11 protein-coding genes are annotated in these 12,066 nt (G+C 47.8%); all 11 read right to left on the reverse strand.

Annotation, left to right across the window (positions count from 1 at the left end; translation table 11 throughout):
- Nucleotides 1–91: 91 nt before the first annotated feature.
- Entirely contained in the window at nucleotides 92–283 is a 192-nt protein-coding gene (locus tag LQV63_RS27995) for a type II toxin-antitoxin system HicA family toxin (protein ID WP_233699179.1), read from the reverse strand.
- Between the two features lie 751 nt (nucleotides 284–1,034).
- Nucleotides 1,035–1,523, reverse strand: coding sequence for a site-specific integrase (locus tag LQV63_RS28000; protein ID WP_407672977.1), 489 nt, complete (start codon nucleotides 1,521–1,523; stop codon nucleotides 1,035–1,037).
- 133 nt (nucleotides 1,524–1,656) lie between these two features.
- Nucleotides 1,657–2,481: a sporulation transcription factor Spo0A gene (gene spo0A, locus LQV63_RS28005; protein ID WP_019422904.1), complete on the reverse strand. Its 825-nt coding sequence runs from the start codon at nucleotides 2,479–2,481 to the stop codon at nucleotides 1,657–1,659.
- Between the two features lie 170 nt (nucleotides 2,482–2,651).
- Nucleotides 2,652–4,064 (reverse strand): SpoIVB peptidase, encoded by a 1,413-nt coding sequence (gene spoIVB, locus LQV63_RS28010; RefSeq protein ID WP_233699180.1) that lies wholly within the window; start codon nucleotides 4,062–4,064, stop codon nucleotides 2,652–2,654.
- A gap of 117 nt (nucleotides 4,065–4,181) precedes the next feature.
- Nucleotides 4,182–5,903, reverse strand: coding sequence for a DNA repair protein RecN (gene recN, locus LQV63_RS28015; RefSeq protein ID WP_233699181.1), 1,722 nt, complete (start codon nucleotides 5,901–5,903; stop codon nucleotides 4,182–4,184).
- A gap of 23 nt (nucleotides 5,904–5,926) precedes the next feature.
- Entirely contained in the window at nucleotides 5,927–6,376 is a 450-nt protein-coding gene (ahrC, locus tag LQV63_RS28020; protein ID WP_019422907.1) for a transcriptional regulator AhrC/ArgR, read from the reverse strand.
- A 66-nt stretch (nucleotides 6,377–6,442) separates the two neighbouring features.
- Nucleotides 6,443–6,898 (reverse strand): hypothetical protein, encoded by a 456-nt coding sequence (locus LQV63_RS28025; RefSeq protein ID WP_019422908.1) that lies wholly within the window; start codon nucleotides 6,896–6,898, stop codon nucleotides 6,443–6,445.
- Nucleotides 6,899–7,034: 136 nt separating this feature from the next.
- Complete coding sequence (locus LQV63_RS28030) at nucleotides 7,035–7,865, reverse strand: TlyA family RNA methyltransferase (protein WP_019422909.1); 831 nt, start codon at nucleotides 7,863–7,865, stop codon at nucleotides 7,035–7,037.
- 45 nt (nucleotides 7,866–7,910) lie between these two features.
- The gene (dxs, locus tag LQV63_RS28035; RefSeq protein WP_233699182.1) at nucleotides 7,911–9,809 is read right to left on the reverse strand and encodes a 1-deoxy-D-xylulose-5-phosphate synthase; all 1,899 of its coding nucleotides are present in this window, start codon (nucleotides 9,807–9,809) and stop codon (nucleotides 7,911–7,913) included.
- On the reverse strand, nucleotides 9,790–10,416 hold the full coding sequence (locus LQV63_RS28040; RefSeq protein WP_233699183.1) for a hypothetical protein: 627 nt from the start codon (nucleotides 10,414–10,416) through the stop codon (nucleotides 9,790–9,792). The genes dxs and LQV63_RS28040 overlap by 20 nt, the downstream gene beginning before the upstream one ends.
- 764 nt (nucleotides 10,417–11,180) lie before the next feature.
- Complete coding sequence (locus tag LQV63_RS28045) at nucleotides 11,181–12,044, reverse strand: polyprenyl synthetase family protein (RefSeq protein WP_407672979.1); 864 nt, start codon at nucleotides 12,042–12,044, stop codon at nucleotides 11,181–11,183.
- Nucleotides 12,045–12,066 lie beyond the last annotated feature (22 nt).

A 12,066-nucleotide genomic window follows, 5' to 3' on the forward strand; every position in this document is an offset into this window, starting at 1 on the left:
TTTATTGCTGAAAGTCCTTGTGTAGCAAGGGCTTAGATTACTGCAAAATGCTCATATATTAATTAATATATTAATATTCACAGGTTTAGGGCTATTTAAGCCCCGCCTGCTTCATGATATTGTCCATAGTCTTTCGAGGTAAGTCTTTTTTCGGGTGAGGCACTGTTACTCTTCCTTTCTTGGTGGGGTGTTTGAATTGATGATGACTGCCGACCGTATTCACCAAGAACCACCCGTCAGCTTCGATAAGCTTTAATATTTCCCTCGAAGAGTAGCTCGGCATCTCCTCGCCTCCTTATGCATCTATTATAACACGTATATTAATACGTATCAATGGGTTAAGCGAAATATTTTTCTATTGATACGTCCTGTTCACAGCACATCATGAGAGAATGGCGCAGGAATCACGGAGGTTTGCGGACATTTGTGGAGAGGGTAAACGTTATGGTATGAGAGCGGATTTAAACGGCTGATATACCGATGAGATTACGGAAAAATGCAGGGGTTTCGGGTGATGTCGAGTACATTTACGCGAGTCTATGAAGACTGACGGTAATGTGAGGTGGGCAGATATCGGACTAACGTCCGACTCTTCGCGCTAAAGCGCTCGGTGACATATTATTACTAAACCTTGTCCGCGCATCTCTTTCTTCGCGAGGAAGGATTGTGTAATACTCCTGTGCGCGAGGAATAGTGCTTTTCTATTCCGATGTGCTATGTTTTTAAATCTTATTAGTAAGTCTTATTTACCGGCAAGAATTACCGTTGCGTACCGGAGTTTTTTACCGTATCGTACCGTTATAATTTTCCGTAACAAAGAAGTAGCCCCACCATTACCGGCAGGGCTTGCGCTTAATTCATTTTAGGCGCCAGTTTCCTAATGGACTGTGATTGCTATATTTGGCGGCAATCTCTTCACGCGTCAAATCCATATACGCCTCTTCCGTTACCTTCACAGAGCTGTGACCTAGTATGCGGGACAATGTATAAAAATCGCCGCCAATTAATAAATACTGTCGCGCAAAGTTATTTCTTTATTGATGCGAATGTACATCAAGACGACCGATGCGCTTACCCGCGTCCTTTAGCTGCTTCTCAAACGATGGAATTCCGATTTTAGTACCGCGAGTGGTCAAGAACAATAACGGTGAGTCCGTATGTCGCAGTTCGCCTTCTTTCTTCAACCAATTAAAAAACACTTTGATGTTGCGGGTATAGTTGTTGATAGTAACCGTAGAGACTTTCTTCTTGTAGTCTGTTCGATTATGGGGAAAGTTAATTTTCGTGGTATCTTCGCAGCTTACAACCGTGTATTTGCCTCTTTCCTGAACATAGGAAATATATTGGCGAATGTGTCCTGTTTTCACATCCGCCAACGTATCGATGCCTTGTTCTTTTTTCAAATACACAACGAAAAGCTTTAATGATTGTTCGTACGAGGATAACGTCTTCTTTGAAAGGTTCTTTTGCTGACAAAACGCTAAAAAATCCTTAAGATAAAACTCTAGTTCCGACAATTTCAACGATTCCATCTCCCGTCTGCGCAATAAACACAAACCCCAATAAATAACGTTAATTTATCGAGTGAGTGGAAAATAGTTTATCGGTATTTTGTAACTCGCGTTAACTCTCCGCAAACCCTTACGGCTCTATGCGTTAGCTCACCTTATGCTCAATGCGCAGCTTGTCGGCAACCATCGCGATGAACTCGCTGTTGGTTGGTTTCGACTTGCTAATATTAATCGTATAGCCGAACAGACGGCTGATGCTGTCGATGTTGCCGCGCGTCCAAGCGACTTCAATCGCATGGCGGATAGCACGTTCAACGCGGCTTGGTGTCGTTTTGTATTTTTCCGCAATCGCAGGATATAATGTCTTCGTAATGGAACCCAAAATTTCAATGTTGTTATATACCATCGTAATCGCTTCGCGTAAATACTGATATCCTTTAATATGTGCCGGGACACCGATTTCATGAATAATCGAAGTGATATTCGCATCCAAATTCTTCGTCTTGCCAAGCTGTACAACATTGGATTTGGACGATGAAGTCATCAAGCTGCTGGCGCTGGAACCACCCGATAAAGCGCTGTTTGACGATACGCCAGCTAACTGCCGAATGCGATTGGCCAGTATATCCATATCGAATGGCTTCAATATGTAATACGAGGCGCCAAGTTGGACCGCGCGTTGCGTAATGCTCTCCTGCCCAAATGCGGTGAGCATAATGATCTTAGGTTGCGGGGACAAGTTCAAGCTTCGCAAACGTTCTAACACACCTAAGCCGTCTAAATGCGGCATAATAATATCGAGAATGAGCACATCCGGCACCGCTCTCGTCTGCTCCAGGAATTGGAGTACCTCTTCGCCATTATAGGCGACCCCAGTGACGACCATGTCGTCTTGTTCTGATAAGAAATCAGCTAACAAATTAGTGAATTCTCGGTTGTCGTCCGCTAACAGTATTTCGATCTTTTGCAACTTTTAATCCTCCCTTGTCAAAGTTTCGCATATCGGCACCAATGCAATGAGTGTTAAATCCTTTCCAGATCATGTTATTCGACATCAAGAATGAAATTCCTTCTGTCGAAAACTTTTTTTCTTTATTTTTTCGAAAAGATCCATTATAATGAAATATTTATTGTAAATTTCTACACCATTCGCACTGATTCGTAAAGGTTCGACATTGATGTCGATTTGCTTGGTAAAAAAGGAGAAGGCGCACGCTGCGCGTGTACCTTCCCCTGTAGCCCCCACGTCTGCGGTGACGATAATACGACACCTGCATCCTGCAGCATCCATTCGATAAAGCATCCATACCCCGAACTTGGGTCATTGACAAAAACATGGGTAACGGCGCCGATTAATTTGCCATTCTGAATAATCGGACTGCCGCTCATTCCTTGCACAATTCCGCCGGTCCTCTGTAACAGTCGCGGATCAGTTATCCGTATGACCATTCCTTTGGTTGCAGGTGTAGACTGCTTCGTCACATGCGCAATTTCGATCTTGAAGCGCTCGACCTGTTGGCCGTTAACTACGGTCAGCATTTCCGCAGGTCCTTCTTGCACTTCTTCGCTAAATGCTACCGGGATTGGCTCTTTAAATACACTGTGATCCGGAGTAGCCGTCATTTTCCCGAATATTCCGAACGGAGTATTTCGTTCAATATTGCCTAATACACGACTTTCTTTCAGAAAATGGGCTCTTTTCTCACCGGGTTCACCATTTTGACTTTTAGATATCGAGGTTACGTTGGATTGAACAATCTCACCTTGACCGACGACAATGGGCGACTGCGTATCCATATCAGTAATTACGTGACCTAATGCTCCATACACACCTTGATCCGGTGCATAGAAAGTAAGCGTTCCTACACCTGCCGCAGAGTCACGAATGTACAATCCGAGTCTCCACGTCTTATCCTCTGTATCATATGCTGGCGTAAGCTTTGTCTTCACTTCCGCTTCTCCGCGGCGAATAACAAGCTCAAGCGGCTTCTTGCTTTCTCCAGCCTGCCTTACAACATCCGCCACTTTGCTTACATCATTTAGTCGAATCCCGTTCATACTCATAATGAGATCACCTAATCGGACTCCCGCCGCTTCTCCAGGAGAGATTTTGTTATCCGGACTTACATGGACAAGATGGTGACCTACAACAAGGATGCCCGCTGATTTGACTTTAACGCCAATCGTCTGTCCACCTGGAATAACGCGCAGGTTAGGTACGACATTCACCTTAAGCGTCTTTAACGGAATGCCTCCGAATAGCTTCAGCTTAAGTTCGGCCTGCCCTGATTGGGACGATTGTAGAGAAATCGGCTGCTGCAGCGATAAGTTGAAGGAAGGGCGATTCTCGCCATTAACACGCAAAATATCCGGTCGGTCCACCGTAGCTTGAGCGTGTACAGGCATAACGAGATGAAGTTCTTTTTGCTCTCCTTCAAATAATCGAAGCTCGCTCGGCAATGCCGCAAAAGTGCGAAATGGAGCCGTTGTACAGCATAAACAAACGATAATGACTAGCATCAGACCGAGCAGACGTTTAACGTTGGGGTTCAAAGGTGTCACACTCCTTTGTTGGCGGAAGCTTGACGAAAAGGACGTGCCGTTTCGTAACTATAAGGTATCCTTGACCCCTACGTTTTATAAGTGAAAATGATTCCTCAATCCCTTTATTTACGCACCTTTTTGACGTTCAGCCAACTTCAGCATTTCTTGTGCATGATGCAAAGTTCTTTCCGTCACTTCCACTCCACCGAGCATACGGGCCAATTCGGCAATGCGACCTGTTTCGTCTAATTCCGTTACTTGCGTTGAAGTGCGCTCATCCCGCACCTGCTTCTCGATATAATATTGATGATCGGCCATACAAGCCACCTGTGGCAGATGCGTAATAGCGAACACTTGACCACTGCTGGACACCCATGCAAGCTTCTCAGCTATCGCTTGTGCGGCACGACCGCTTACTCCCGTGTCCACTTCATCGAACACGAGCACCGGAATCCGATCCACCTGAGCAAATATGGTCTTCATAGCCAGCATAATGCGGGACAATTCTCCCCCAGACGCAATCTTATGGAGGGGGCGAAGCGGTTCACCAGGGTTAGGGGAAATAAGAAACTCCGCATCGTCCCAACCGTTCTTCGTAAAGCGAACCGACACGCCGTTCACATCAAAGCCCTGTTCGCCTTGCAGCCGATCAAGCCGGACATCTAGCCGTGTTCGTTCCATATGAAGGTGCTGCAGCTCTGCTTCAATGCGAGTCGTCAATTCATTAGCCAATTGGCGTCTTGTATTGGTTAACGCCTCCGCTTTGCGCGCCAGCTTGACGAGTCGTTCTTGCGCTTCCTTCTCTAGAGCAGCGATACGTTCATCCTTATGTTCAATCTTATCCGCTTCGGCTTCAATCCGCTGTAAATATTGGAGCATGTCTTCAACGGTTGATCCATACTTGCGTTTTAATGAGGTAAGCTGATCAAGACGCTCCTCAATTTGTTCGAGACGAACTGGATTGAACTCTATATTTTCACGGTAGTCCCTGAGCTGATACGCTGCATCCTCCAGTTGGTAATAGGCAGACTGAAGCTGTTCTACCATAGGCTGGAATTTCACCGTATCATACACCAATACATCCTCAAGCTTCGATAGTGCAACACTGACTGAATCCATAGCTCCCTGTGCATATAATCGTTCATAGGCATTGTTCACATGATCCATCAGCTTCTCTGCATTGGCTAGTTTGCGCTTTTCTTCCGATAAACATTCATCTTCGCCAATTTTTAGTTGGGCATTGTTAAGTTCTTCAATCTGGAAGCGATACAAATCAAGCATCTGGTACGCTTGTTGGCTTGTCTCCTTCAGTTGATTCAATTCATGCTGAAGCGCCATGAAGCACCCGAAGTCTTCACGGTATCGTGTCTTGATGGAAGCTAACTCCTCACCGCCGTAAGCGTCTAACCATCCCAGATGACGCTCTACCTTAAGCAGTGATTGATGTTCGTGCTGTCCATGTATATTAATGAGCAATTCTCCAACCTCGCGCAGCATCGTCAAGTTGACCATCTGGCCGTTCATCCGGCATAAGCTCTTTCCTTGCGCCGTCAATTCCCGGCGGATAATGAGCAATTCGTCACGATCGGCTTGGATGCCTAAACGCAATAGCGCATCCCAGACCGGGTGATCTCCCGGCAAATCAAATGAAGCTTCGACCTCAGCCCGATCACAACCGTAGCGAACGAAGTCAGCCGATCCACGTGCTCCGCCGATAAGCCCTAGTGCATCAATAATGATGGATTTACCTGCTCCCGTTTCCCCTGTAAGAACATGGAATCCACGATGAAAGTGCAGTTGCACCGATTCGACAACTGCCAAATTACGAATGGATATAGCTACTAACATGGAGCACCCCTCCCGAACGCAAGTTATGAAATATGGCTCATAATCTGGTCTACGACGGCCTGACTGAGCTGCTTCGTTCGGCAAATGATTAGTATCGTATCATCACCACACACCGTCCCCATAATTTCAGGCCATTCGATGGAGTCCATCAGCACAGCAATCGCATTCGCCGTACCTGGCAGGCACTTCATGACAACCAGATTCTCGGCACTATCGACGCTGACGAAGTTATCCAACAATGCACGCTTCAATTTCTGTGCCGGATTGAAGCGCTGATCGATTGGCAGTGAATATTTATATCGTCCATTATCCATTGGAACTTTGATAAGGTGCAGTTCTTTCATATCTCGAGACACGGTCGCTTGCGTAACATGGAATCCGGCTTGGCGCAGCGCGTCCACCAGTTCATCCTGCGTCTCGATGTCATTATTCATAACGATTTCTCTGATTTTAATATGTCGTTGTCCTTTCATGCATGCCCTCCATTAGATCAATCATGTGTGTAGATATCCATTGAAAATCAATATAAAAACTGCTTATCAAGATTGCGCTTCTCCAAAATCCATACGCAACAGACGTACTCGTCGTTCCAATAAATCTACAATAAGCAACCCGGCGCAATCCGGATAAGCCGCAAAATAAGGTGACCATAGCTTGCGCAACCCGCTCGCACTCCAATCCAATTGCATCCGTTCTCGTGCGATACGAACAATATACCATTGTTCGTCCCGTTTGACGACCATATCCCCCCAAAGTCGCGTCGGCTCCAAATTTTCCCCATCGAGACAAAAATGCAGCGGAACGAAAAATTTACCGCCAATGATTTCATAGCCGCTGCTTTCAATTAAAGCAATGACTTCTTCGTCTTGCGGGAACCGGTCACTTAATATTACATCCTCCAGCGGTTCAGACGTACGCACATAATGGCGCAGTCCAAAACCAATCCAAAGCAATAATCCAATTCCGATTATGCCCATCACCCATAGATCGCCCATATGGTCATTCACCTCAGGTTAGGATTAGGATATATGCAACTTACTGTAATTCAGCGAATCGAAGAGCAAAAGAAACTCATCCGTCGGATGCCTGTCCCGGATGAGTTTCTTTTGCTGCTTAGCCTATCTGGATACCTTATGAAGTGCGAAATGTGGAATTAGCTTCCTTGACGACAGCAGCAATCCCGTCGCGGGATATTTGCGGTTCCGGTTCATTCGCCTGCTCAGGCACAGTCCAATAAGCTAAAAATTCAATATTGCCCTCACCACCGGTAATTGGAGAGTAAGTCAACCCTTCTAAATGAAACCCGATGGAAGCCGCAAAATCCAGAACGTCTCGCAGCACTTGCTCATGCGTGCTCGGATCACGTACGACGCCCGATTTGCCAACCTTATCCCGTCCCGCCTCGAACTGAGGCTTGATAAGAGCAATGACACGTCCTCCGGCAGCAAGAAGCCGCTTCAAAGGCGGAAGAATTAACTTAAGCGAGATAAAGGACACGTCAATCGTCGCCGTGTCCGGTTGCGGACCTTCGAGATGCTCTGGCTCCATATAGCGGAAATTGGTCCGTTCCATGACATGAACCCGTTCGTCATTCCGTAAGGACCAATCCAATTGATTGTAACCGACATCGATGGCGTACACTTGGCTCGCTCCATTTTGAAGAGCGCAATCCGTAAAACCTCCCGTTGATGCTCCGATGTCCAGCATAACACTGCTGTCCAAGGACAGGTCGAAGTGGCGTATCGCCTTCTCTAGCTTCAATCCGCCACGGCTGACATAAGGATGAAGCGCGCCTTTTACCTTAATGGAGACATCGCGCGGAACCTTCATGCCCGCTTTCTCGATTCGTTCTTCATTTGCATAGACTAATCCAGCCATAATAGACTTTTTTGCTTTTTCACGACTATCATAGTAGCCCTGCTCAACAAGCAGGACATCAATCCGTTCTTTAGGTATAGACATGCTTTGCTCCTGTCTGACTTCACTCTCTGTAACGGCGTCACGCCGTCAAGCCCGGGTCATCACATTGTTCCCATGTGCGAACAACATCGTATGAACTTCCTTCGCTAGACGTTCAGCCGTCAAGCCAACCTCCAGGCGTTGTTCTTTAATGCTTCCGTGCTCGACGAAGCAATCCGGAACACCTATCGGCTTGATTTTAACTCCGAATAGATTATTCTCCGCATAAAATTCCATCACCGCGCTCGCTAATCCACCGGCTATGGCTCCTTCTTCCATGACAAGAAGAGGGATTTGTTCCTTGGCTAGCTGAATCAACATTGCTTCATCCAGCGGCTTGATGAAACGGGCATTAATGATACGCAATTGTATTCCTTCGCGCCGCAATTGCTCCGCCGCTTCTTCCGCCACTTGCACCATCGGTCCGATGGCAAGTACAACTGCATGATCGCCCTGGCGAACGATTTCCCATGATCCGATCGGTATGGGAGTCAGCACTTCATCCAGCTTCACACCAACACCGTTGATGCGCGGGTAACGCACTGCAATAGGCCCGGCTTCATAATCCACCGCTGTCTTGAGCATGTGGCGCAGCTCGTTCTCGTCCTTCGGCATCATCAGCACCATGTTCGGGATATGACGCAAGAATGTAATATCGAACACACCATGATGCGTTTCGCCGTCCGGCCCGACAAATCCAGCGCGGTCGATGGCGAATACGACGTTGGCATGCTGACGGCAAATGTCATGTACGACTTGGTCGTACGCCCGCTGCAGGAAAGTCGAATAGACGGCGAACACCGGCTTCATCCCTTCCATTGCAAGCGCTGCGCACATGGTGGCCGCATGCTGTTCCGCTATGCCGACATCGATCATACGGCCCGGAAACGTCTCAGCGAACTTCAGCAACCCCGAACCGCCCGGCATCGCCGGCGTTACCGCGACGATTCGCTCGTCCTGCTGCGCCAGTTCGATTAAGGTGTTCGAGAACACTTCCGTATACATCGGATTGCCGACCGCCTTCAACGGTTGACCGGATTCAATCTTGTAGGGCGAGATGCCGTGCCACTTGTGCGAATCGGCTTCCGCAGGAGAATATCCCTTGCCTTTGGTTGTCAAGACATGGACGAGCACCGGACCATCCACGCGCTCCGCTTGCTGGAAAATGTCAATCAGCTTATCTACATCGTGACCGTCGACCGGTCCGAAATACTTCAAGCCGAATTCTTCGAACAGCATACCGGAAACGACGAGATACTTGAGGCTGTCCTTCATCCGTTCCGCTGTCTTGGCCAGCTTGCCTCCGATGGCTGGAATCTTCTTTAGAAGCTGTTCCACTTCTTCTTTCGCTTTTTTGTAATTGCGGTCAGAGCGTATTTTGCTCAAGTAATTATGTAGAGCTCCAACGTTCGGCGCAATCGACATTTCATTATCATTCAAGACGACCATTAATTTCTTCTGTTCATGCCCTATATGGTTGAGCGCTTCCAGAGCCATCCCGCCAGTGAGCGCGCCATCTCCAATGACGGCAACCACTTTGCTGTCTTCTCCTTTGAAATCGCGTGACAATGCCATCCCCATCGCCGCTGACAAGGAAGTGCTGCTATGGCCTGCTTCCCACACATCGTGCTCGCTCTCCGCACGTTTGACGAAGCCGCACAATCCTTTGTATTGGCGCAGTGTATCAAACCGCTCCTTGCGCCCAGTCAAAATCTTATGTACATAAGCCTGATGACCGACGTCGAATATCATTTTATCCTTGGGACTGTCATATAAATAATGCAGGACAAGCGTCAGCTCGACAACACCCAAGTTAGGAGCCAAATGTCCGCCTGTTGCAGATAATTTTTCGATCAGAAATTGACGAATTTCCTCCGCCAATGGAACTAACTGTTCTTTAGTCATTCGCTTTAAATCGCTAGGTTGGTTAATCTGTTCGAGCAGCACGGGATTTCCCTCGCTTTCGTTGTTTCGATTTGCTGCGTTTCTTAGTGAAGAGCGAAATTTTTAGTTTCGTTTCTAAAACATAAAAGCATTTGCCAATAATCAGCACAATTGGTGTTGCATAATAAATGGCAAATGATTTCCCCAATGCTTTGCCTCCCACTGTCAACGCTGAAACGAGACCAGTGAAGACAACGCTCGTAACCGTCTTCAACAGCGCCGTGTCCGCATCCATTGCATACAGCAGATTCGTTACGACGATGGCTGTTGCCGCTCCGCTAATAACCCCCGTAATATCACCAATGACGTCATTGCAGAAATTAGAGAACCGGTCTGCGTTGCGCACGATAGAAATCGCCTGCTTGGCACCATGGACCTTCTCTGATGCCATGGCGTGGAACGGCGTTTCATTCGCTGCCGCTGCAGCTAAGCCCATCATATCAAAAAACACTCCGATAAGCACGAGCAAGAGCACGATCACCATGCCAATGCTCCAGCCCACTCCTTCCAGCATCGCGGTCGATGTGACGGAGAAGACGGCAGCAAGCGCAAACGTGATGAAGAAAATCAAGACGCTCCATCTAACGGAATGTTTAAATGAGAATTTCATTATATTAGTCGTTCCATCCTTTAAGAGGTTACATTTTATAAATAACGAATTAACTGATGTAATAAATATATTGGGAGTGGTAACTTCTTAAGTAAACGCTGTGGCTTAGGTCCAGTAGGTTTTCCCAGACGACCACCTATTCGTCGCCGAACAGGCAGTTTCCCTTTACGGTCGTCTTGACGTCGTTGCCGATCGTCAGACTGAATTACCACTTAGTCCACACTATAATCCCCAAGAAGTCTCACGCACGTGAACAGTCTAGGAGTTTTCCTCGAGCAGCCCTGAACCAACCCTTAGCCTCTTTTGCAAACCAGATTTCAAACGGCATCCGAAATGATGGCCTTTGGCCGAAGGACATCAGTTCTACACATCCGCTATCCCTGCAGATTCACTCAAGGCAGGCTACGCTACAAACAAGCCGGGTTCGTACAGTACCATTTCATTAAGTAAGAGGAAATGATATGTGCGACTCGCAATGTAGGTTCATACCCCAAGCCGTAATGCGACGCGCGAGGGCGTCGTACCACGCACTTGGGCCTCCGCGGAAGCGGGGTCAACGCCCACATGCCATTGTGGATCGCCCCACAACCTTAACTCCCAGCATCAGCCCCCGACTGGGCGTCGAAAGCCAACACCAGGAACTTCATCGATGTGCCCTTTGGCGAATTTTTAGGCCCGCCTTCAATGTTGGGAGGCCGACTAGAATACTGCACCACTCTACGTAAGCCCTATTATATCACATTTTTTATCGTTTTACGCGCCATTTAATGGTTTCTCTTCATTAAATAGTCAGCCAATTCGAACAAACGTTCCGGTACAGGGAAGCCTGCATCACTTATCGCCTGCTTCGCTTCCCGCGTCAACCGTTCCACTTCTTGCTGTGAAGCTTCAAGACCGATAAAGTAAGGATAGGTCACTTTGCCACTCTTCTCATCGCTTCCTTTCGCTTTTCCGAGCATCGCTTCATCTCCGACGACATCCAATATATCGTCTTGAATTTGGAACGCTAAGCCGAGCTTTGTTCCATATATCGTCAACGCTTGAAGCTGCGCTTCATTTGCTCCGGCAATCCGCCCCCCGGCGCGCAGAGAGAATACGATTAGATCACCTGTCTTGTGCAAGTGAATGTATTCCAGCTGTTCGATCGTCGTAATCCCTTGTTCGCCCAGCATATCGGCTGCTTGTCCACCGACCATGCCTCTCATGCCGGCATATTCCGCCAATTCTTCCACGATAGCGAGCGCCACATCTGCAGGAACACCGAATTGGCGGGAGCTCTGCACGATCGTATGGAACGCGTGCGTTAGCAATCCATCACCTGCCAAGATGGCCATAGCTTCGCCATATACTTTATGGTTCGTCGGTTTGCCGCGCCGGTAATCGTCATTGTCCAACGCAGGCAAGTCATCATGAACGAGCGAATAGGTGTGAATCATCTCGACGGCGCAGGCAACGGGCTCTGCAGCCACATCTCTTCCATTCAAGCTTTCGCAAGCCAGCAATACGCACACAGGCCGAAGGCGCTTTCCACCCGCCATTAGTGAATAGTGCATTGCTTGTCTCAACGGATCGGGCACATACCAGTTGGAAGGCAGCATGGCCGGAAGCAATTGTTCCAGCCTAGTCACTCGATCTTTCAAGTAAGAGGTG

This window comes from Paenibacillus profundus (assembly GCF_021369635.1).
GTDB classification, from domain to species: Bacteria; Bacillota; Bacilli; order Paenibacillales; family Paenibacillaceae; genus Paenibacillus_B; species Paenibacillus_B profundus.

Coding starts and splice junctions, on each gene's coding strand:
- recN (WP_233699181.1), bottom strand. CDS start 5,903: ATGTTAGTAGCTATATCCATTCGTAATTTGGCAGTTGTCGAATCGGTG.
- LQV63_RS27995 (WP_233699179.1), bottom strand. CDS start 283: ATGCCGAGCTACTCTTCGAGGGAAATATTAAAGCTTATCGAAGCTGAC.
- LQV63_RS28025 (WP_019422908.1), bottom strand. CDS start 6,898: ATGGGCGATCTATGGGTGATGGGCATAATCGGAATTGGATTATTGCTT.
- LQV63_RS28030 (WP_019422909.1), bottom strand. CDS start 7,865: ATGTCTATACCTAAAGAACGGATTGATGTCCTGCTTGTTGAGCAGGGC.
- ahrC (WP_019422907.1), bottom strand. CDS start 6,376: ATGAAAGGACAACGACATATTAAAATCAGAGAAATCGTTATGAATAAT.
- LQV63_RS28040 (WP_233699183.1), bottom strand. CDS start 10,416: ATGAAATTCTCATTTAAACATTCCGTTAGATGGAGCGTCTTGATTTTC.